The organism is Microcoleus sp. (assembly GCF_041354475.1).
Classification (GTDB): domain Bacteria; phylum Cyanobacteriota; class Cyanobacteriia; order Cyanobacteriales; family Microcoleaceae; genus Microcoleus.
Map to the genome: position 1 here is coordinate 37,451 of NZ_JBGJZU010000022.1, position 20,728 is coordinate 58,178.

At 43.9% G+C, this 20,728-nt stretch carries 21 protein-coding genes; 8 read left to right on the forward strand and 13 right to left on the reverse strand.

The window, feature by feature from the left end; translation table 11 throughout:
- The first annotated feature begins 111 nt into the window (after positions 1-111).
- Genes ACBR23_RS10970 through ACBR23_RS10980 form a run of 3 tightly spaced genes read left to right on the forward strand, consistent with a single transcriptional unit; the run spans position 112 to position 6,495 of the window.
- Complete coding sequence (locus ACBR23_RS10970) at positions 112-3,735, forward strand: ATP-binding protein (protein WP_371119523.1); 3,624 nt, start codon at positions 112-114, stop codon at positions 3,733-3,735.
- Between the two features lie 6 nt (positions 3,736-3,741).
- The gene (locus ACBR23_RS10975; protein WP_371119522.1) at positions 3,742-6,153 is read left to right on the forward strand and encodes a response regulator; all 2,412 of its coding nucleotides are present in this window, start codon (positions 3,742-3,744) and stop codon (positions 6,151-6,153) included.
- 36 nt (positions 6,154-6,189) lie between these two features.
- Positions 6,190-6,495 (forward strand): FAD-dependent oxidoreductase, encoded by a 306-nt coding sequence (locus ACBR23_RS10980; RefSeq protein WP_371119521.1) that lies wholly within the window; start codon positions 6,190-6,192, stop codon positions 6,493-6,495.
- Here the strand turns inward: ACBR23_RS10980 and ACBR23_RS10985 are convergent.
- The 3 genes from ACBR23_RS10985 to ACBR23_RS10995 are packed head-to-tail and all read right to left on the reverse strand — an operon-like array spanning position 6,472 to position 8,057.
- Positions 6,472-7,014 carry a hypothetical protein gene (locus ACBR23_RS10985; protein ID WP_371119520.1) on the reverse strand — a complete coding sequence of 181 codons (543 nt, stop codon included), beginning with the start codon at positions 7,012-7,014 and terminating at the stop codon, positions 6,472-6,474. The genes ACBR23_RS10980 and ACBR23_RS10985 overlap by 24 nt on opposite strands.
- On the reverse strand, positions 7,011-7,508 hold the full coding sequence (locus ACBR23_RS10990) for a DUF4365 domain-containing protein (RefSeq protein WP_371119519.1): 498 nt from the start codon (positions 7,506-7,508) through the stop codon (positions 7,011-7,013). The genes ACBR23_RS10985 and ACBR23_RS10990 overlap by 4 nt, the downstream gene beginning before the upstream one ends.
- 27 nt (positions 7,509-7,535) lie before the next feature.
- A complete protein-coding gene (locus ACBR23_RS10995) occupies positions 7,536-8,057 on the reverse strand; it encodes a hypothetical protein (RefSeq protein ID WP_371119518.1) in 522 nt (173 codons plus the stop codon).
- Positions 8,058-8,831: 774 nt separating this feature from the next.
- Here ACBR23_RS10995 and ACBR23_RS11000 point away from each other — a divergent pair.
- Entirely contained in the window at positions 8,832-11,600 is a 2,769-nt protein-coding gene (locus ACBR23_RS11000; protein WP_371119517.1) for a DUF3536 domain-containing protein, read from the forward strand.
- A gap of 268 nt (positions 11,601-11,868) precedes the next feature.
- Positions 11,869-12,102, forward strand: a complete 234-nt coding sequence (locus ACBR23_RS11005) for a ferredoxin-thioredoxin reductase variable chain (RefSeq protein ID WP_340517761.1) — start codon at positions 11,869-11,871, stop codon at positions 12,100-12,102.
- Between the two features lie 389 nt (positions 12,103-12,491).
- On the opposite strand, the gene ACBR23_RS11010 is transcribed toward ACBR23_RS11005, so the two are convergent.
- From ACBR23_RS11010 to ACBR23_RS11025, 4 genes are all read right to left on the reverse strand, one after another.
- Complete coding sequence (locus tag ACBR23_RS11010) at positions 12,492-12,725, reverse strand: hypothetical protein (protein ID WP_371116023.1); 234 nt, start codon at positions 12,723-12,725, stop codon at positions 12,492-12,494.
- A gap of 96 nt (positions 12,726-12,821) precedes the next feature.
- Positions 12,822-13,616, reverse strand: a complete 795-nt coding sequence (locus ACBR23_RS11015) for a YdcF family protein (RefSeq protein ID WP_371116022.1) — start codon at positions 13,614-13,616, stop codon at positions 12,822-12,824.
- A 211-nt stretch (positions 13,617-13,827) separates the two neighbouring features.
- Positions 13,828-14,151, reverse strand: coding sequence for a hypothetical protein (locus tag ACBR23_RS11020; RefSeq protein WP_371119516.1), 324 nt, complete (start codon positions 14,149-14,151; stop codon positions 13,828-13,830).
- A gap of 149 nt (positions 14,152-14,300) precedes the next feature.
- A complete protein-coding gene (locus ACBR23_RS11025) occupies positions 14,301-15,833 on the reverse strand; it encodes an AAA family ATPase (protein WP_371119515.1) in 1,533 nt (510 codons plus the stop codon).
- 129 nt (positions 15,834-15,962) lie between these two features.
- Here ACBR23_RS11025 and ACBR23_RS11030 point away from each other — a divergent pair, with 129 nt between their 5' ends.
- Complete coding sequence (locus ACBR23_RS11030; protein WP_341735895.1) at positions 15,963-16,976, forward strand: adenosine kinase; 1,014 nt, start codon at positions 15,963-15,965, stop codon at positions 16,974-16,976.
- On the opposite strand, the gene ACBR23_RS11035 is transcribed toward ACBR23_RS11030, so the two are convergent.
- Complete coding sequence (locus tag ACBR23_RS11035; protein WP_371119514.1) at positions 16,973-17,104, reverse strand: hypothetical protein; 132 nt, start codon at positions 17,102-17,104, stop codon at positions 16,973-16,975. The two genes, ACBR23_RS11030 and ACBR23_RS11035, sit on opposite strands and share 4 nt — an antisense overlap.
- A gap of 26 nt (positions 17,105-17,130) precedes the next feature.
- Here ACBR23_RS11035 and ACBR23_RS11040 point away from each other — a divergent pair, with 26 nt between their 5' ends.
- Both ACBR23_RS11040 and ACBR23_RS11045 read left to right on the forward strand, forming a co-directional pair.
- On the forward strand, positions 17,131-17,784 hold the full coding sequence (locus ACBR23_RS11040) for a Uma2 family endonuclease (protein ID WP_371116018.1): 654 nt from the start codon (positions 17,131-17,133) through the stop codon (positions 17,782-17,784).
- 222 nt (positions 17,785-18,006) lie between these two features.
- Entirely contained in the window at positions 18,007-18,330 is a 324-nt protein-coding gene (locus tag ACBR23_RS11045; protein ID WP_371119513.1) for a DUF433 domain-containing protein, read from the forward strand.
- 120 nt (positions 18,331-18,450) lie between these two features.
- Here the strand turns inward: ACBR23_RS11045 and ACBR23_RS11050 are convergent, their stop codons facing one another.
- The 5 genes from ACBR23_RS11050 to ACBR23_RS11070 all read right to left on the reverse strand — a co-directional run bounded on the left by ACBR23_RS11050 (position 18,451) and on the right by ACBR23_RS11070 (position 20,555).
- Entirely contained in the window at positions 18,451-18,729 is a 279-nt protein-coding gene (locus ACBR23_RS11050) for a hypothetical protein (RefSeq protein ID WP_340526334.1), read from the reverse strand.
- A gap of 186 nt (positions 18,730-18,915) precedes the next feature.
- Complete coding sequence (locus ACBR23_RS11055) at positions 18,916-19,212, reverse strand: hypothetical protein (RefSeq protein WP_371116010.1); 297 nt, start codon at positions 19,210-19,212, stop codon at positions 18,916-18,918.
- Positions 19,213-19,415: 203 nt separating this feature from the next.
- Positions 19,416-19,808, reverse strand: coding sequence for an HNH endonuclease (locus ACBR23_RS11060; protein WP_371119512.1), 393 nt, complete (start codon positions 19,806-19,808; stop codon positions 19,416-19,418).
- Positions 19,809-19,811: 3 nt separating this feature from the next.
- Positions 19,812-20,159, reverse strand: coding sequence for a hypothetical protein (locus tag ACBR23_RS11065; protein WP_341735884.1), 348 nt, complete (start codon positions 20,157-20,159; stop codon positions 19,812-19,814).
- Between the two features lie 117 nt (positions 20,160-20,276).
- Positions 20,277-20,555, reverse strand: coding sequence for a hypothetical protein (locus ACBR23_RS11070; RefSeq protein ID WP_371119511.1), 279 nt, complete (start codon positions 20,553-20,555; stop codon positions 20,277-20,279).
- Between the last annotated feature and the right edge of the window lie 173 nt (positions 20,556-20,728).

The following is a 20,728-nucleotide window of genomic DNA, read 5'->3' on the forward strand; positions in this document are numbered from 1 at the left end:
CTGAATTTTCTCCGTGTAACTGCTCTAGATGGATGACAAAATCCATCTAGATTTTGCATATATAATTATTCTCAACATATTACCAAAATGCAAGCGGAGAAAATTTGACCAATGGATGCTAACGATGGCGTGACAGAACTAGCAAATTCCTTCAATATAATGACATCCAAAATGCAAAATTCTTTTGCAGAGCTCGACTCTGTAAATCAAGCTTTAGGGCTGAGTGAGAGCCAACTCAAACAATTTATTGAAGGTATGCCTGTGGGGGTAGCTATCCATGATGCCACGGGCAAATGTATATATCTCAATCAAATAGCCAAGGATGCCCTCGGTATCGTAACTATCCCCGATAGCACTACCGAAAATCTTGCCCAAGCTTATCAAATATATCGTCAAAACCAGCTATATCCCCAGGAACAACTACCAGTTATACGAGCGCTAAAGGGCGAAACAGTATGTCTTGATGATATAGAAATTCATCGAGATGGAAATATTACTTCCTTTGAGGTACGTGCTCGACCAATTTTTGATGAACCAGGACATATCAGCTATGCGATCGTCGCTTTTACTGATATTAGTGAACGCAAACAAAGTGAAAAAATATTGAGTGACTACAATCGGACTCTAGAAGCCGAAGTCATTGAACGTAGCACAGCATTAGCTCGTACTCACGAACAATTACAAACTGAAATGAGAGACCGTCAATTACTAGAAGGTAAACTGGATAGTTCTACTCAGCAAATTAATACAATCTTCGACTCCATTGCCGATATTGTACTGATTCTGGATGAACAAAAAAATTTACAAATTATACCGACGAAGGCGACTAGCTTTTACGCCTGCGATATGAATGAGTTTTATTTAATAGTGCTCAATTTTTTTCAAGAAGAAAACGAAGATGTTTGGTTTGCTAAAGTTCTAGAGGCGTTGGCTACCCAAAAAACTGTTAATTTTGATTATAGTCTACGCCTTAATCAGCAAGAAGTTTGGTTTTCAGCTAGTATTTCGCCACTCCCAAATCGTTCTGTGGTGTGGGTGGCTCGTGACATTAGCGATCGCAAACGAGTCGAAGCTAACCTGCTGGAAGCTCAAAAGATTGCTCATATTGGCACTTGGGAATACGATTTCGCCACAAAAACAACTATTTGGAGTGAAGAACTTTATCGCATTCACAGAATTGACCCCAGTCAACCCCCACTAGAATTGGATGAATTAGTGAAAGTTATTCATCCTCAAGATCGCCATCGCTATCTCAAACTGGTTAATAAAAAAGCTCTCACTGGACTAGCCTTTGAAACAGATTTGCGGCTGCTTCAAAAAGATGGGTCAATCTCTTATATTGAAGTCAGAGGCGAACCTGTTTTTGATGAAAAAGGGCAGTTAGTCCGTTTGTTTGGTACTGTCTTGGATATTAGCGATCGCAAACAGGCAGAAGAAGCCTTACAAGATAGCATAGAACGGGAACAAGCCCTCGCTCGCTCCATCGAACGAATGCGCCATTCCTTAGATATTGACACGATCTTTAATACCACCACCTCTGAACTGCGAGAAATCCTCAAATGCGATCGTGTTGCTATCTATCGCTTTAATCCTGATTGGAGTGGGGAATTTGTTGCCGAGTCTGTGGGGAAGGAGTGGATACCTCTGCTTGAGCGATCGGAAACTGCTAATTTTTCGGGAAATATCATCACCGACCCTAGTTGTCAAGCAAAAACTCTCCAACCCTATGGCGAAAAAGTCCTCGATACCTACATACAACAAAATAAAGACAGTTTGTACAGTCAAGGCCTTCTTTACCGCACAACAGAAGATATTTACCAAGCTGGGTTTACTCCTTGTTACCTCGAACTTTTAGAGCGGTTTCAAGCCAGAGCCTATTTAATTGTTCCCATCTTTTGTGGCAGTCAAATTTGGGGTTTACTCGCCAGTTATCAAAATTCCATGCCCCGCACTTGGCGCAAAGCAGAAATCCATATTGCACTGCAAATTAGCACTCAACTTGGAGTTGCTCTGCAACAAGCTCAATTACTCGAAGCTACTCAAAAACAGGCAATACAACTCCAAGAAGCCGCCGTCGCAGCAGAAGCCGCTAACCGGGCAAAAAGCACTTTTTTGGCAAATATGAGTCACGAATTGCGTACACCGCTCAACGCCATTCTTGGCTTCTCCCAATTGATGCAACACTCTACCAATCTCAATCTCCAAGATCAAGAAAATCTCCGCATCATCAACCGCAGCGGAGAACACCTGCTGACTCTGATTAATCAAGTATTAGATTTAGCAAAAATAGAAGTAGGGCGCATTACCCTGAATCCCATAGAGTTTGAATTAAAGAGCTTGTTGAACGAAGTTGAAGAGATGTTCCAACTCCAGGCTCAGGAAAAACAATTGCAGTTAATCTTTGACTGTTCTAGCAATGTCCCCCCATACCTAAGAGCTGATGAAGTCAAGTTGCGCCAAGTTTTAATTAATCTGCTTTCTAACGCCATGAAGTTTACAAAAGAAGGAGGAATTTCCCTCAGAATAAGTTCAGTTTTCAGCAATGAAAATCAGCAATTCCTTCCCCCATTCCCCCCCAAGGGGGAGCGAGAGGGAGGTAGCGGGTTGCCCAATTCCCCATCACCCAATTCCCCATCACCCATTCCCCCATCACCCATTCCCCCATCACCCATTCCCCCATCATCCATTCCCCCCTTGGGGGGGGCAGGGGGGGGTGGGGGGGCCAGGGGGGGGTTGCCCAATTCCCCATCACCCAATTCTCCATCACCCATTCCCCATCCCCCCTTGGGGGGGGCCAGGGGGGGGTTGCCCAATCACCAATTACATTTTGAAATAGAAGACACTGGCTGTGGTATGGCTCCTGATGAGCTAGACAAACTGTTTCAAGCCTTTGTACAAACCCAAACAGGGGCATCTTACCAGCAGGGAACGGGTTTAGGATTGGCGATTAGCCAACAGTTTATCAAACTCATGGGGGGTCAAATTGCAGTGCGCAGTCAAGTCGGATGCGGTACTACTTTCACCTTCGATATCCCAGTAACCGTTGTTGATGCTAGTACCGTTAAACCCAAACAGCTATCTCGTCAAGTCATTGGTCTGGAACCCAACCAGCCCACTTATCGTATTCTGATTGTGGACGATCGAGCAGATTTGCGCCAACTCCTAGTCAAAATGCTCAACCGTTTTGAGTTTGAACTTCAAGAAGCTAGTAATGGCATAGAAGCCATTGAAGTATGGTCGAGTTTTGAACCCCACTTAATCTTCATGGATATGCGGATGCCCATCATGGATGGGTATGAGGCGACAAAACGTATTAAAGCTAACGTTAAAGGTCAAGCTACCGCCATTGTGGCGGTGAGTGCTAGCACTGCGGAGAAAGGGCGAACCATGGTTCTCTCAGATGATTACGATGACTTTATCCGCAAACCGTTTCGAGAATCAGAAATCTTTGACGCCCTTCACAAACATCTAGGAGTGCGTTACATTTACGATGAACCTCATAATACACAGGAATCAAATCAAACCGAAGCTTTGACTCCTGAAGCTCTGGCGGGTTTGCCTGCGGATTGGCTGATGTCCTTAGAACAAGCTACAATTGAGTGCGATCTAGAGTTAATTCTCACTCAAATTGAGCAAATTCGCGATCGTCATGAATCTTTAGCCAACGCTCTTACAGCTTTAGCTAACGAATTTCTGTTCAATCAAATACTAGATCTGATCAAGCCAGACATATAATTAGGCATGAATCATCAGACACCTCATTCTTTTAAAGGAAATATTTTAATTGTTGATGATATTTCCACGAATTTGCAACTTTTAGCTCAAATACTATCTGAGCAAGGATACAAAACACGCACTGCCCCTAATGGTCAACTAGCCCTACGTTCCATCGATTTAATTCCTCCAGATTTGATTTTGCTGGATATCATGATGCCTGCCATGGACGGCTATCAAGTTTGCCAAGCCTTGAAAGCTTCGCCAAAAACCAAAGACATTCCCGTTATCTTTATTAGTGCTTTAAATGAAGTTTTTGATAAAGTCAAAGCTTTTGAAGTCGGCGGAGTCGATTATATTACCAAACCCTTTCACGATCAAGAGGTTCTGGTCCGTGTCTCAAATCAACTCATTCAACGTCGGTTATTTCAGAAAATTCAACAACAAAATCACAGTCTTGAATCAGAAATCCTGGAGAGAAAAATTGCCCAAGAAGAAACCGATTTTTTGCTTCACACTACCTTTGCCATGGCCGAAACTAACGATTTTGAAGAGTCAATATCCGTCATGCTGCGGTTGTGTTGCGACTTCATTAATTGGGATTTAGCAGAAGCTTGGATACCCAGTCATGATGGAAGTTGTTTAAATTGCGGTCAAAATTCTTATACCAAAAAAACAAATTTATTCGAGTATATAAACCAAAGTTTGCCCATAAAATTTGCTGCCAATATAGGACTACCAGGGAGAATCTGGTCATCCAAACAACCAGAGTGGCTAGAAGATATTTCCCTAGCACCCGATGAAGTTTTTATCCGCAATAAAATGGCGGATAGAGTTGGTTTAAAAGCCTGTTTTGGTGTGCCAATTTTAGTTGAAGATCGGGTAATTGCGATTTTAAGCTTTTTCAATACAACACCCATTTTGTGTCAAATCCGCATCATGGAATTGATGAAGGCTCTCGCAACTCAACTAGGTTCAATACTTCAGCGAAAAATGGCAGAAGAAAGATTGAAACAGCAATTTCAAAAAGAGCAATTATTGAATCACTTAACTCAATCTATCCGCAGTTCTCTGAATTTAAATACTATTTTTGCTACCGCCGTCCGCGAGATTGCCCTTAGCCTAGGCGTAGACCGTGTTGCTATTGTTAAATATTTCCCGGACAGAAAACTATGGGTCAACATATCAGAGTATTATGATTCTAATCTGTTAGAGACAAGTTTAGGGCTAGAAACTTCCGAGGAAAATAATGAAATTTCCGAGCGGCTTAAGCAATCAGAAATTGTGAAAATTGATGATGTTAATACTTGTTCTGATGAAATTAAACAACGCTTAACTCAACTATCTCTTGGCGCATGGTTATTCGTACCGCTCAAGGTTGACTCACAAGTTTGGGGTAGTATCTGTGTGGTGAAAGAAAATCGATCGTACTACTGGCAAGCTTTTGAAGTAGAATTACTGTGTGCAGTGGCTGACTCGGTAGCAATTGCGATTAAGCAAGCCCAAATTTATGAAGAAATTCAATCCTACGCACAGCAACTTGAAGACACTTTAACGGAACTCAAAAATACTCAATCTCAGTTGGTACAAAAGGCAAAAATGGCTTCTTTAGGTCAGCTAGTGGCTGGGGTTGCTCACGAAATCAATAATCCCGTTAACTTCATCTACGGCAACATTACCGTAGCGATGGACTATGCGCGAGATTTGCTTGATATCGTTACATTGTACCGCAAAACTTATCCCCAACCAGCGGCCGACATTCTGCAAATATTGGATCATATCGATCCCGATTTCATCGCCGATGATTATCCAAAATTGTTGAAGTCGATGAAAGAGGGTGCATCTCGGATTAGCAAGATTGTGTTGTCTTTACGAAACTTCTCCCGCCTGGATGAAAAAGAGTACAAGTTAGTGGATATTCATGAAGGTATTGATAATACTTTATTGATTTTGCAACACCTAATCAATGGTTCAAATAATGGCAAGGAAATTGAGATAATTAAAGACTACAGTCCCTTGCCAAAGTTTACTTGTTATGCGTCGCAGTTAAATCAGGTATTTATGAACCTGATAGCTAATGCTATTGATGCTGTGGAAACTCAATCCTCACGGCGCAGAATTACCATCAGTACAAAAATGGATAGTTGGCAATCTAATTCACCCATTTCTAATGGCATTGTGATTAGCATTGCTGATAATGGTCATGGGATGAATGAAGAAGTGCGTTCTAAAATATTTGACCCGTTTTTTACTACAAAACCCGTGGGAAGTGGTATAGGTTTAGGGTTATCTATTTGTCACAATATTATAGTGGAAAAACATCGAGGTCAAATTAGTTGTATTTCTGCGCCTGGTGAGGGGACAGAGTTTATTGTGCAGATTCCGATCGATGTCAGTACCTCTCGTTCAAATTGTGTTTCTGCGATGACCAAGGTATAGTGGGAAGAAATTAACAAATAATGAGAAAGGCCAGTGATGCAAGTTGTAATTGTGGGAGCGGGGCCAACTGGTGCGGCACTTGCCTTGCTGCTGGTGAAACGAGGGATTAGTGTTACCTTGGTTGAGGCTGCAAAAGATTGCTACCGAGTGTTTCGTGGTGAAGGTTTAATGCCGAGTGGATTGGATGCGATCGCCCAAATGGGCTTATCCTCCATGCTCCCAAGTGTACCACACCGAAAAATAGATGGTTGGGAGTTTAAGAACTCGCTCTGTGTTTGGAAGGCATTTAATACAGATATTCGACAAAATCTGTTAGTTTTACCACAATTCATCGATGGTTAAGTTGTGGGGATTTTTAAGAATGAAGGCGTTGTTGTCTTTGATTAAGTCACCGCTACAGAGAATCGGTAAGCGTTCTTGATAGGCTTTAATAGCCAGGATATAATCTTTGTCTCCCAGTGAGGTTTCAATTTTACGCAATTTGTCAGCAACAATACCTAAGAGAGTAATCTCACCACTTAATCTTTGGGCATTTTGGCTATGTATTTGCATAACAATTCCCTGGATAATTGTGTTGGGAATGCTGCTAAGTAATTCACTTAAGATTTCAACTTGGGGGCGATTCTCGGCATTTTCTAGGGTTTGGATTGCCTCGCGGATGCGGGCTGCGTAATCTCCGAGATTTTGCCGATTAGGTAGCAATATTTCTAATTCTTCTCCGTCGGCTGTTGGCTTATGCCAAAGTGTGGCATTGTCTAAGAAAGGTTGGTCTTCATGCCAGCCGTGAGTTTGTAAGTAAGTTCTCAGTTTATTTAAGTCTATTGTTTCGAGGGTTTGGCTATCTTTTACGGTGACTTTCATGGTTGAACTCCTTGGCTAATTCCCTCCATAATTGACGGGCGGGCGACGACTGTAAATTGGTTGGTTCTGGGGATGGTGGCGGTGACAGCAGTTGTGTTTTGTGTTTTTGGCTTTCCTCGCAGCGAACTCCAATATCCGCAGTTTCTGATGCAGAGTTCTGTTTCGGACTGGGTTAACCAGTCTTCTAGTTTTTCGGGGATTAAAACGACAACTAAAATTCTGGGAATGGCGAAGTTATCCATTCTTAAGTCATCGTAGTTTTTGAGTTTGAGGGGGTAGCGGATGGAGTTATCGTTTTGGATATCTCTTGATGTAGATTTTAACTGCAATTCTAAGCGGGGTGCTCTGATGGGGCCTGTCCCGCCTTTAGCAGCTATTCCCCAGTCTACGCTGTCATCGTCTACGGATGGTTTGTAGAGGGAATAGCCTGCAACCGTGGTGACGGCTTGCAGGTAGATGTTGCTGAATTGTTCTTTTTGTTGGTTGATGTCCATTAATTAATCCTCTTCCTATTTTGTAGTTTACTTGACTAAGAAGGAGGATAAAATTACGTCAATAGCTGACAAAATGGCAGCGCCTATGAGTGTCCAGATAGCCCCTTTAAACAAATCTGATGTTTTGTCTCTATTTTTCGCCAATTCCTTAATTGATTGATTCCTGTTTTCTATAATTGAGAGTCTATAGTCTTCCTCTGATATGTCAAGGCATTTTTCGAGCAATTCTTCTGGCAAAATTATTTGACCTCCTGTTTGCGGCTTAAATCCCAAGAAACAATAAATCAAAGAAATTATTAAAGCAAGGTAACTTAAGGATTTTAATAATAAACACAAATTACACTCCAAGGAAATATCAAAAGCATCAATAGTTACTTCAACCGAACGATCTGGCAAGCCTGAAAAAAAACGAATTAGAGCTGCATCAAATCCCAGCACTACACCTAGTTTTGTATTAAGCCTATTGCTACTCAGATCTAAATCTTTTAATGCCTGCTCCGCGTATTGGTAAATTAGCGTTATATTGGGATTACATTCGTTATTACTCAAACAAACCTCCATGTCTAATAATTCAGCCGATAAGCAAGAGTCTAATACTTCTCAAAAAAAAGAAGAACCTTCAAAACCTCCACAACCTCCAAAACGTGAACCAATCAAGTTTGAAAAGACGGTACATCTGAGAAATGATGGTGCGGGTTCCTGATATTTCTAGCTAAGTTCTCTAAATCCTTCACCCGAATCTCACCTTAGAGCACCTTGGGCAGTCAAATATCATGGGTTACAGCTTTTCTGGAAAGTATATGTCTAGCAAATCTGCCCCCGATCGCCCAATTGGCACCACTCCTACAGGAATTACCCAACTGGGAAATAGACAATGGTGCAAAACTCGGCCCCAACCCTGATTATATCAATCGATCGGGCGTTAAACCCATCTCCACAGCCGCCAAAGTCTATAGCCCAAACATTAAATTTTTGCGGCGAAAACTTGCAATTTAAGTGTTTCTACTTTACGATCCAGCCATGTAAATAAAACTCAAGCAACAACCCTGCGAACACTAACCTGAAATGGGTCGAAAGTGCCAGAAAGCAGGAACAGTACATTTTTTAACTAACTCAACAACAAAGCATTTGCGGAAAAACTCAGGGATTGACGATCGGCATCTCGGAACGAATGCTTTTCCCACACTACTACAGATGTATCAAAATTTGTTTACCAAAAATTAGCCCCGACAGATACCTGACGCTCAAACGGGCTCTGTCAAAAGTTTCTGCAATTAATTTTGCGGTTTTTGTTGTCTTTAAACTACTTGAGGATTCGATCGAATGGTTTCCATTTCTCAGACTAAATCCGCTGCGCTGAGTTTCTCGGACACACGGGAAACAACGGCCGGAACCCAAAACATGGTGGCTACAGCCACAGGAGTATGCGTGACGGTTCACGGTCACTTCTACCAGCCACCACGGGAAAACCCTTACCTAGATGCGATCGAACGCCAAGCCAGCGCCCATCCCTTCCATGACTGGAACGAACGCATCGACAAAGAGTGCTACCGCCCCAACGCCTTTGCGCGCATCCTCAACGATCGCGGCGAAGTCGCGGGGATCGTCAATAACTACGAATATCTCAGCTTCAACATCGGACCGACCCTGATGAGTTGGCTGGAACGCTACGACGAGGAAGTATATCAGCGGATTCTGGAAGCCGATCGCAAAAGCTGTCAAAGACTCAATGGTCATGGTAACGCGATCGCCCAAGTATACAATCACATCATCATGCCGCTGGCCAACGAGCGAGACAAACAAACCCAAATTCGCTGGGGGATCGCAGATTTCCGTTCCCGGTTCGATCGCGCCCCCGAAGGAATGTGGCTGGCCGAAACTGCGGTAGACTACGCCACCCTCGAAGTTTTGGTAGCTGAGGGCATTCGCTTCATCGTCCTCGCCCCCTCCCAAGCCGAACGCTGCCGCCAACTTCCAGGCCATGAGAATAGCGATCCCGAATGGCGCGAAGTCGGGGGAGGTCAAATCGATCCGACTCGCCCCTACCGCTGCTACTTGAAACCAGAACTGCGGCTGGCAGTTTCCCACCAACTCTCCCCCCTTAGCAGTCACAATTTGAGTCGCGCCAACGGGCACAATTCCGAACCGACAACTAATACTCCCTACATCGATATCTTTTTCTACGATGGCCCAATCTCGCGCGATATGGGCTTTAATGATGTTCTCAGCAGCAGCAACCACCTGGCTGGGCGCTTGGGTCAAGCCGTGCGGGGGGACCACCGAAAATCCCAATTAATCTCCGTCGCCACCGACGGCGAAACCTTCGGACACCACAAAAATAGCACCGAAAAATGCCTAGCCTACGCTTTCACAGAAGAGTTTCCCCGCCGCGGCTGGACTGTGACGAATTTTGCTCACTATTTAAGCCAAAATCCTAGCGATTGGGAAGTGGAACTCAAACCAGTGACAGCTTGGAGTTGTTCTCATGGGGTCGATCGCTGGCAAGATGATTGTGGCTGCGGTGGTGGTGGCGGATGGCACCTCAAATGGCGCCGACCTTTGCGAGATACTCTAAATTGGCTGCGCGATCGACTCATACCAATTTATGAGGAAGCGGGGCGCAAGTTGTTTAGCGATCCCTGGGCGGCGCGAGATGAATATATTGATGTTATAGGCGATCGATCGACCGCCAACATTGACCAATTCTTCTCCAAACATCAAGTTCGCCCCCTAGAGGCCGCCGAACAAGTAGACGCCCTGCGACTGCTGGAAATGCAGCGCCACGCCCTGTTAATGTTCACTAGCTGTGGCTGGTTTTTTGAAGAAATATCTCGCCCCGAAGGGGTGCAGATTTTGCGCTACGCAGCCCGTGCGCTGGAATTAGCTGGGGAAGTGACTGGTGTCCAGCTAGAAAAGGATTTTGTCGATCGACTTAACCTAGTACCAAGTAATGTGGAATGCTTCAGAACAGGTGCAGAAGTCTATCGCCAACTTGTCACCACCGCCCAAGTCAGTCTCAAGCAAGTTGCAGCCCACTACGCCATCAGTTCCCTGTTTGCCAAATATCCCCGCGAACAACGAGTTTACTGCTATCTGGCCCAGCAGCTAGATTTCCAAATTCAGCGCATGGGCTCCATGACTCTGGCCGTAGGTCAACTGGAATTAACCTCAGAAATTACACGGGAAACCGAAGTGTTTGTATTTGCGGCGTTCTACCTTGGCGGCTGGGACTTCCACTGCTGCATTCAGCCTTTCGGTAGTCGCCGGTCTTACACCATGCTCAAAGAACGGCTGTTTGCGGTTTTGCAAGAAGCTTCCGCAGCCCACGCCATTCTCGAAATGGTTCGCCTGTTCGGGGATCAATCCTTTAGCCTGCGGAGTTTGTTCGCTGAGGAACGTCATCGGATTGTCCGGCTGCTGAGTCAGGAAAATTTGACCAGATTAGATCAGCTTTACACTCAGGTTTACCGGGAAAATTACGGGGTGATGATGGCCTTCCACCGCGACGAGTTGATCGTCCCTATGGAGTTGCAGGTAGCCGCGGAAGTGGCCTTGGGACACCGCTGTTTGACGGCGGCCAAGGCCCTGGAACAGGAAACTGCTGACGGGGATTCCCTGCTGGCGGAAATCGAAGCAATTTCGACAGAAGCTAGCCACCTCCGCTGTCGGCTGAAGGTTCCTGAAGTCAGGCACATTTTGGAAAAGTTGATTTACCGGTCTCTGAAGGCGCTGCTGCAAGAGGGTTCTGATGTGACGCTGCTGTCTCCTGCCGAGTTAGAACTTGATATTCGCACCATTGAGCGTTTGATTGCTGTTGGGAATCGCCTGGAGTTGGGTTTGTGTTTGGATAGATCCCAGGAACTGTATTTTGATTCCATGTACAGTCAAATTGTGCCTCTGTGTTTGGGCTGGTTGCAACGACAAGCAGCTCCGACGACTGAAAGTGCGATCGACCTTACCGAACTGGATCTCGTTGACTCAGAGAGTGGCTGGGAGTTGCCTGTGATTCGACAGTTGCTGGAGTTGGGTCAAACCCTAGCCGTTGATGTTGAGTGTTGGTTGCAGCAGTTAGGGCGATCGTTATCCGATTAACCCCCACATCCTGTAGGGGCGGGTTTCACCAACAATATATAAGAAGAATCAACCATCTCAATAAACCCGCCCGCCCCCAACGGTAAATTCAAATGTACCGGTTCACCGAAATAATTGCCTAAAACCCACAATCTCGTAAACCCGCCCCCACCCAACTTTAAATTTTAGTTCAGCTTCTGTGAGAAGATGAATAAACAGTTCGCAAAGCATACAAGTTTTAAGTAAGCTTTGCAAAGTTGTGAAGCAAGAACACTAAATTTTATAACCTATGAAAGTTGGCGATCGCGTTTGCATTAAAAACTCTGTTGTTGTCTACCACCATCCTCAAAATCGCAATCAACCATTTGATGTCAAGGATATGGAAGGAGAAGTAGTAGCCATCGTTAAAGAATGGCACGGTAGACCTGTCAGTGCCAATTGGCCGATTTTAGTACAGTTTGACAAAAAATTCAAAGCTCATCTCAGAGAAGATGAAGTTGAATTAATATCTTCTGAAGTTTAGCTTGAGCAAAAACCCGAAAACCGAAGCGGAAAATCCCACTGCTTCGGCTTTTTTTATGAATTTCCCATGGTTAAACTGTTATATTAATTCCGGTTGTATCGGAATGATTAAACCTTACTAGGACACAGAGGACACAGAGAAAGAGAAGAGAGAAATAATAATTCCGATGTCAACGGATTTGATATATAGCAATCCTAAATCATTTGTGAATTTCTTACTCCCTCCCCTTAATAAGGGGAGGGTTGGGGTGGGGTAAAAAACTTTACGACTCCTGCAAGGACTGCTATATAGCAATCCTAAATCATTTGTGAATTTCTTACTCCCTCCCTTTACTAAGGGGAGGGTTGGGGTGGGGTAAAATATTTACGACTCCTGCAAGGATTGCTATATTACTTTTTTTGCCTACCACGACAGAACCACCCAAAAATATTCAAATCTCCTTGCATTTTCTGCAATTCCTGTTGATGCTTTTTCGCTGTAGCATAGTACCACTGACAGTGAAGATCCAGTTCTTTACGGTACTTAACTTCTTCGTAAAACTCGCGGACAATTTGGTTTTTTTGGAAAATTTCGGCCGTGGGAGTCGGTTCTGGGACAATGCTTTGCAACTCGTGGGGCAACATAATTGTTTGGGGCGACTATGCCAGATATTAGCTTTAATTACTTTAAGCTAACATATTTTTAAATTTTTAATCCCAAATCTCCAATCTCCAATTCCCCTACAGCCATCCCAGCAGGCGATATACCATTAAGCCGATATATTCTTTCAAAGCTGTGGTTGACTGGTGTAACTGATAGGTATCCGGTAGACAATTTAGTATCACTGCTTGCCAATTGCTTTGAGCAACTGCCATATCCTGTTGGGTGATCTGAAAATCTGTGGGCGCGGCTATTACTTTTATTCCCTGACGCTGGAAAATTAAGAGCGATCGAGTCATGTGCATTGCGGAGGTGACTAACAAAACCGGCCCTTTGATATTTTTAGCATCCAGAATTTTTCGCACATTTACTGCATTTTGATAGGTATTTTGTGAATCTGGCTCCTGGAGAATTGCTGATGCAGGTACGCCGTTGGTTTGGGCGATTTCTGCCATATCTGCCGATTCGGGATCTCCGCCACCTTTCCACTCTACTCTACCGCCACTGAGAATTAGCAGAGGGGCTTTTCCTTGACGATACAGTCGGGAAGCGTAAATAATGCGATCGCCAGCTTCGCCCAATTCCACCCAAGGCCGTGGCGGTAAAGCAGCTTTGACACCACCACCCAAGACAATGATAGCATCAGCTTGGGGCAATTCTGTTGTTGGTAAATTTTGCCATTCGAGGGATTTAACTAGAGACTTGGAAACCCAACCGCTACTTCCCAAGAGTAAAATAATTACAGCTACAGCCATTGGCAAAGCCGACCATTTCCGACGCTGCAACACCATGATTAAAGCCGCCATCATTAACAAGCAACTCAACCCCAAAGGATAGATAAAAAGTGGTAGTAGCTTTGACAAAAATACAAACATTAAACTTCTCCAATCATGCTTGTGGAACAGGCCATCCACCCTGTTCAAGACCAGCTTTTTGAGGGATGTCTATCAGTGTCACCACCATTACTAAGGTGTTCTACTATCGACAAACCATGAATAATTCGTTCATCATCAAATTAGTAGAACACCCTAAAAATCGGTAGTCCTGTGCCACTTAGCATCAGTCCTAAACTTGTGCTGTTAAAAATCAAAATTTATCCTCTGGTGCTGACAACCAGCCCAGCAATGTAGAAGCTTGACGGCTAGGGCCTTTACCGTATTTGCCACCGGTTTCTACTACTTCTTTATTCAGGATAGCATCAGAGGGTTTGTCCTTAGGACGTTTATTGGGGTTGAGTAGCAGTTCATTATGCCACCAAGCTACCACCAAACCCACTGCTCCACCTCCCACCAGGCCGAAGATAATACTTATGGCCAAAGTAGAGCCTATTAAGCGAAAGCCAACAGTAAATAACACAAACCAAATCAATGCGGGGTTAAACCCCTTGGAATCTCTACTAAATTTTGGCATGGGCTTGCAAGTCCTTTTTCTAATATAACGGAAAGATATTTACCAGATTAGCATCAAATTAAAATCAATGGGTTCTCTTAGACTTCCGCAGAAACGCCATATTTGAACAGACATTCTGCTGGTTCCACAATAATTATTGGAGATGTCTATTATAGCTCAAAGTCTGACATTGTATCTACATTTTTTACATAACTTTGCTCAAATTCTGTGAATGGTTCAAAGGCTGTTCGCTGGGCATTCAATAGTTCTACGGTGGCATCAGTAATATCGCCCTTGCGCCGTTGCAGACGTTCGCGCAATACTTCTATTGGCGCAGTGCAGTAAAGGATTTCCAGTGGCAAATTGTGAGATTGAGCCCGATCGATCGCATCTGTTCTCCAGGAAGCGCGATCGAACTTGGCATCCAAAATCACTTTCCAACCTCTGTCTGCCAACATTACCCCCAACTCTAACAATCTACCATAGGTCTTGGCAGTCATTTCATCCGAGTACAAATCTTGCCCGCCCCGCTCATGTACAGGAATTCCACCTAAATGTTTGCGAACTGCATCGGAACGAAGGTGAATGGCACCGGTGTGACGAGCCAAATATCGACCCACTGTACTCTTACCAGCACCGGACAAACCTGACATCAAAGTTAACTTTCCTTGGCGCGGTTTTGTATATTCCCAAGCTAATGTATAGTAATGAGCTGCTGTCTGTGAAATCTGCGTTTTGTCAGCAGTTGAAATACTAGCATCATCCAACATCAAGGAAGTTACTTTGGCTCTCACATAAGCTTGACGACTTAAGTATAGTGGCAGCACTTCCAGTCCTTCCCAATCCCCTGTTTCTTCAATATAAGTATTGAGAAAAGCATTGCCTAATTCTCTGCGCCCCCGCGATTCCAAATCCATCACGGTGAAGGCAATATCGTACATCACATCCACAAACCGAAAATGCTCGTTAAATTCAATGCAATCAAATAGCAATATTTTATTTTGCCAGAATGCGATGTTTCGCAAGTGCAAATCTCCGTGGCATTCGCGAATTTTATGACTGGCTATTCGGCGGTTAAATAACTCTTGATTTTCGGCAAAAAATGAGTCTGTATAATTTTGGGTTTCCTGATATTGTGCTTGAGTCTGCGGCCCACCGATATATTTTTGCGAAATCAGGTAATTATTATCTATTGCCTTGCGAATTTGGTTGACTTCGCCAAATTTGCTGATATACTTATTGGTAAGTGTAGCGCCGTGAAATTTGGCAACTTCCCGCCCTAAGTCTGCCATCAGTTCCTCCGTCAACTCTCCCCGTTCTAATAAACTCAGAAACAGCGAAGTTTGGGGAAATTCCCGCATTTTCAAGACGTATTCCACAGGAATTTCAGCCGAATTTGTCGCTCCTGCATCCTTGGCAAATTGAAAGCGATCGCCTATTTGAACAATGGGCAAAACTTCCAGGTAAATTTCCGCTGCTGTTCGCTGATTCATTTGCAATTCTTGATGGCAAAAATGCTTTCTTTTCTCCAAGGTTGAATAATCCAAAAAGCCAAAATTGACTGGTTTTTTGATTTTGTAAACATATTCTCCGGTCAGGAACACAAAGGAAATATGAGTCTGAATTAACTGCACCGGTTCTGTGACTCTGTGGGGATAAAATCCTGGCTGCAACATTTGCTGAATCAAAGGGGGAAAAGTCATATTGATTTGGGATTTTAGAGGGGAATCTGAGAAAGATTTTTGGTTTTTGATTCAAGTTAAAGAAAATCTATGTTGACTTGAAGCCGATTTATTATAAAGTTGATAATTAGTGTCAACCAAAATTTAGCGATGACTGAAAACAATCAAGATTTGGGTTCCGTGGATGTGTTCGGCGTGGGCAATGCCCTCGTAGACATCTTAGCATTAGTGGAAGATGATTTTGTCCTGAAACACGGACTGAATCGTGGCGGGATGACGCTGATGGATTCGGAAATCCAGGGGGGGATTTTGCACGATTTGGAACACACTTCGCTGCAAATGCGATCGGGGGGTTCTGCCGCGAATACGATGATTGGTGTGGCTCAGAGCGGTGGTAAAGGCTATTATTCAGGGAAGGTTGCTAAGGATACTAATGGCGAATTTTATCGGCAAGATTTGCTGGAGGCGGGGATTGATTTTAACGTCCATCCTGCTGAGTCTAACGGACCTACTGGTACTTGTGTGGTGCTGACTACTCCTGATGCGGAACGCACTTTGTGTACTAATTTGGGGGTTTCTACTACTCTGGCGGCGACGGATATTGATGTCGATCGCCTATCTCATTGCAAGTATAGTTATGTTGAGGGCTATCTGTGGGATGCTCCCGATCCGCGAAAGGCTAGCATTGAAACGATGGAACAGTCTAAGCGCCTGGGCGTGAAGGTGGCTTTTACTTTTTCCGATGGCTTTTTGGTCGATCGATTTGCGGATGATTTTCACAAGGTGGTTTCGGAATATTGCGATGTCATCTTTTGCAATGCTGATGAAGTTCGCAGCTTTTTTAAGGAGGAATCTTTGGAGGAGTGTGCTCGGAAAATGAGCGAAATTTCGGACTTGGCTTTTATCACAAATGGGGATAAGGGCTGCGTTGTTGTGGAAAATAAACAGATTGTTGATGTGGCTGGATTTCCGGTAAAGGCGATCGATACTGTGGGTGCTGGCGATGCTTTTGCGGGCGGTGTTTTGTTTGGGATTACTAATGGTTTGAACTCTGTACAAGCGGCTCGTTGGGGCAATTTTTTAGCTTCTCTGGTGGTGCAGGTTTATGGGCCTCGTCTTGAGGGTTCTCAGGCTCATCTTTTGAGTCAGGTGATTTCTGGTTAGGAATTGAAAAGGGCGATCGCACTTTTTTTGAGAAAGGGCGATCGCCCTTTTTGAAATCGATCTATGGCACTGGCTTTTTGGCCCGTGCCACAATGGATGCAGATGAGAGAAGGGTGTGTTAAAATCAATCAAAGCTTAACTAATTATACCTCCTATGGTAACAACCACATTGACTCCTCCTCAACAAAGTAGCGAGGAAAAACTAATTACTTTGACAGGCATTAAATGGTCAACATTTAAAGCGATAATGTCAGATGTAGGCGACGGTAGAGCGTGGAGAATTGCTTATGCTGAAGGAGTTTTAGAAATCAGAATGCCATTACCTAAACATGAAAGACCTAAAGTCATGCTCGAACTATTTATTGGAGCTTTAGCAGATGAGTTAGAAATTGAAGCTATGAGCCTCGGTGCGTTGACTCTGGAACGGGAAGATTTAGCTCGTGCTATTGAACCGGATACTTGTTTTTACATTCAAAATGAATCTTTAGTTAGAGATAAAGATGAAATTAATTTACCCGCAGATCCGCCGCCGGATTTAGTGGTAGAATCGGATTACACGAGTTCTTCTTTGAATAAGTTCTCAATTTATGCTTCTCTGGGTGTGCCTGAAATCTGGAGATATCGCAACCAATGTCTTGTAGTGTATCAATTGGTTGAGGGGAATTACGAAGAGAGGGAGAACAGTTTGGCTTTTCCGTTTTTGCCGATCGCAGAAATTCCGGGTTTGATAGAGCAAAGTAAGGCGATCGGACAAAGGGCGGCTGTGCGTTTGTTTCGGGAAAAAGTTAGGGAAGTTTTGGCGCAGTGAGTTTTGAAAATAGTAGGAATGGGCGATCGGGCTTTTGAACCGCTGATGATACACAGGCGGGACGCCCGTGCCACAATGGACGCGGATGGGGGAAAGTGCGATTCTTGAAGACGGATAGCTACGGCGCGTACTTTAGGAAAATTTCAAAGCGTTCGAGCTTATGAAAGTCTCCGTTTTGGCTATAATAGCATATTATTTATGAATCCTACCTAATAAAATATCATGCCAACAACAGTAAGTGTAGAACATATTGAAATGACACCGGGAATACGCGGCGGGAAACCCCGGATTGTTGGGACGAGAATCGCCGTAGAAGATGTGATGCTGATGCACCTAAAAATTGGTTATTCTCTTTTAGAAATTGCCACTAAGTACGATTTGATTTTAGCAGCAGTTTATGACGCTATGGCTTATTATTACGACCACCGCCAAGAAATTGACATACAAATCGCTGAAGATGATGCTTTTGTGGATGAATTTAGGCGTCAAAATCCTGGTAGGTTGCAAGCAAAAATCAAGGAATTAAAAGGTGAGTCGGAAAATTAGGTTTCATTTAGATGAGCATATCGATCGTGACATTGCTAGGGCGTTACGTCTCTATGGTATTGATGTCCTGAAGATTAACTAAGCTATCTCTAGCTGATGAAGAAAATTCGATCCGAAAATTCATTCCTCTTCAATCTCCAAATCGGCATATTCAGAAAAGTCACCCAAATCATGTACTTCACCTTTAGCTGCTTGTGCGAGGCCGCACTTGACTGAGGCTAATGCTTGGGGGTTTTGCCACAACCACTGTTCGCGATCGGGTATGTTGGTTATGGGGTCTAATAGAATTTGTCCGGCTTCGTTAACAAGAACGCGATACTCTGTTGACTTGGGTTCGAGGTTTAAACTTAGGTGTCCTTGAGTATCTGTGCTGATTAAGTTTTTCAGAATCCAAAACATATCTTTCAGCTATTATCAAGTTAGGTAAAACTCTCTAGGTTGAGTTTTACTCAATTATAACACATTAGATATTGTTTGTCTATTCTGATTTTAAGGGCGATTCCCTACGGGATAGCTCCGCTTCACGCGCTTTTTGTCGTAAGGGCGATCGCATTTTTTTGAACCACAGACGAGCGCTGGTTTTTGTCAATTTTGCAGAATGTATTGACTGATAATATTTTTGAGTTCTTGAGGTGCTTCTTTGGCGATCGCCGCTCCTAAATCTGGACGCACAACCCACCACCAAACCAGTTGTTCTAAACGATCGGGTGGATTTTCATTAGGACACCATTCGATCGTACTTTCATTGACACCAATAATGTTAGCACAAAGGTCATTAGCAATGGCAACGCGATCGTCTAGTTTTTCAAACTGTACGATGTCTTGCCAGCTAATTTCATTGGGAATAGAATTGAGAATTGATTGGATATCTAGAGTCAGCATTAAACTGTTCCTCCGAAAGCTATAATAACTCTAATGCCAAAGTCTTGTTGTTCTGCAAAAGATTGAGTGCTGAGCCATCCTCTAACTGTTAAAGTATTCGTAAGAAAACTGCTGGCGATTCCTCTTGAGGTTCGAGGGAATCGCTAAGCTTTGTGCTGATTCCGATCGCACTATTCTGAATTTGAGAGCGTGAAGCGAAGCTATCACGCAGGGAATCGCCTGCGTTCAGCTAGTCGCTCATCGTTGTTAAGCTGTAGCAAATTGACAGTTGTGCGGCCTTCTGGGGTTAACCCAATAATCCTGCCATTATCTAAGGTAAAATGTTCGGGCCAGTTCTGCGTCCGGGGGTTGAACAGGAAACTAAAAGCGCTAGTCTGGGGATCGAAAGAACCGAGGTCTGTCCCTTTATATCGGTTGCACCGCCAGCAAGCCAAGGCGAGATTATCCGCATCAGTTGTACCTCCGTGTTTTACAGCAATTATATGGTCAACTTCGTGAGGGAAAAAACTCAAAGAAATTCCCAGCAGACAATACTCGCAGCCGTAGGAAGCGCGTTCTTCAATATATCGGCGAAGGGTGGCAGAAATATAAGTCACAAATCAAGATTGGCGGGTGATATAAGGTAGGTTGCCCATTTTGAGCATGATTACTAGATGTTCAATCCGCTCGTATTCATCTAGTTCTAGTTGTTCTGCGTTCGTGAGTTCACCGGCTTTGCTGCGTGCTACTAATATCCGCAGGCGTTCTTGCATCTCAGGAGTGGGACGGAATGCTGCGATTTCTGCTGCTGTGGGCGCGCTAGCAAGAAAGTTTAAAATATAGCGGTAGGTGCGGGACGGCAATACTGGCTGCTCGACGCACAGGCGCAAGAGTTCTGGCAGTTGTTCGCCCAAGAGTGCGAGTTGCTCTGAGAGCTCGTCGGGGACTTCAATGGTGATGGTTGTCACTGTTATAAACCCTCAAAGTGCAGGAGCTATTACTTATTCTAAGGCTTTTTGTCGAAAGGGCGATCGCACTTTAAGGATGAGGCGTAATTGCAATTGAAGAAAATTCGATCCGAAAATTCATTCCTCTTCAATCTCCAAATCAGCATACTCAGAAAAGTCACCTAAATCATGTACTTCACCTTTAGCTGCTTGTGCGAGGCCGCACTTGACTAAGGCTAATGCTTGGGGGTTTTGCCACAGCCACTGTTCGCGATCGGGTATGTTGGTTATTGGGTCTAATAAAATTTGTCCGGCTTCGTTGACAAGAACGCGATACTCTGTTGACTTGGGTTCGAGGTTTAAACTTAGGTGTCCTTGAGTATCTGTGCTGATTAAGTTTTTCAGAGTCCAAAACATATCTTTCAGCTATTATAAAATTGGGCAAAACTCTCTAGGATAGAGTTTTAGTCAATTATAACAAATTAGATATTGTTTGTCTATTCTGATTTTAAGGGCGATCGCGCTTTTTGTCGTAAAGGGCGATCGCCTGTGGAACTAAACTGATTATAATTGCTAAAATAAAGCTAAAC

What these genes read in the sequence shown, in the direction of transcription:
- ACBR23_RS10970 (WP_371119523.1), top strand. Translation starts at nt 112, where the DNA reads ATGGATGCTAACGATGGCGTGACAGAACTAGCAAATTCCTTCAATATA.
- ACBR23_RS10975 (WP_371119522.1), top strand. Translation starts at nt 3,742, where the DNA reads ATGAATCATCAGACACCTCATTCTTTTAAAGGAAATATTTTAATTGTT.
- ACBR23_RS10980 (WP_371119521.1), top strand. Translation starts at nt 6,190, where the DNA reads ATGCAAGTTGTAATTGTGGGAGCGGGGCCAACTGGTGCGGCACTTGCC.
- ACBR23_RS10985 (WP_371119520.1), bottom strand. Translation starts at nt 7,014, where the DNA reads ATGAAAGTCACCGTAAAAGATAGCCAAACCCTCGAAACAATAGACTTA.
- ACBR23_RS10990 (WP_371119519.1), bottom strand. Translation starts at nt 7,508, where the DNA reads ATGGACATCAACCAACAAAAAGAACAATTCAGCAACATCTACCTGCAA.
- ACBR23_RS11000 (WP_371119517.1), top strand. Translation starts at nt 8,832, where the DNA reads ATGGTTTCCATTTCTCAGACTAAATCCGCTGCGCTGAGTTTCTCGGAC.
- ACBR23_RS11005 (WP_340517761.1), top strand. Translation starts at nt 11,869, where the DNA reads ATGAAAGTTGGCGATCGCGTTTGCATTAAAAACTCTGTTGTTGTCTAC.
- ACBR23_RS11010 (WP_371116023.1), bottom strand. Translation starts at nt 12,725, where the DNA reads ATGTTGCCCCACGAGTTGCAAAGCATTGTCCCAGAACCGACTCCCACG.
- ACBR23_RS11015 (WP_371116022.1), bottom strand. Translation starts at nt 13,616, where the DNA reads ATGTTTGTATTTTTGTCAAAGCTACTACCACTTTTTATCTATCCTTTG.
- ACBR23_RS11020 (WP_371119516.1), bottom strand. Translation starts at nt 14,151, where the DNA reads ATGCCAAAATTTAGTAGAGATTCCAAGGGGTTTAACCCCGCATTGATT.
- ACBR23_RS11025 (WP_371119515.1), bottom strand. Translation starts at nt 15,833, where the DNA reads ATGACTTTTCCCCCTTTGATTCAGCAAATGTTGCAGCCAGGATTTTAT.
- ACBR23_RS11030 (WP_341735895.1), top strand. Translation starts at nt 15,963, where the DNA reads ATGACTGAAAACAATCAAGATTTGGGTTCCGTGGATGTGTTCGGCGTG.
- ACBR23_RS11040 (WP_371116018.1), top strand. Translation starts at nt 17,131, where the DNA reads ATGGTAACAACCACATTGACTCCTCCTCAACAAAGTAGCGAGGAAAAA.
- ACBR23_RS11045 (WP_371119513.1), top strand. Translation starts at nt 18,007, where the DNA reads ATGCCAACAACAGTAAGTGTAGAACATATTGAAATGACACCGGGAATA.
- ACBR23_RS11050 (WP_340526334.1), bottom strand. Translation starts at nt 18,729, where the DNA reads ATGTTTTGGATTCTGAAAAACTTAATCAGCACAGATACTCAAGGACAC.
- ACBR23_RS11055 (WP_371116010.1), bottom strand. Translation starts at nt 19,212, where the DNA reads ATGCTGACTCTAGATATCCAATCAATTCTCAATTCTATTCCCAATGAA.
- ACBR23_RS11070 (WP_371119511.1), bottom strand. Translation starts at nt 20,555, where the DNA reads ATGTTTTGGACTCTGAAAAACTTAATCAGCACAGATACTCAAGGACAC.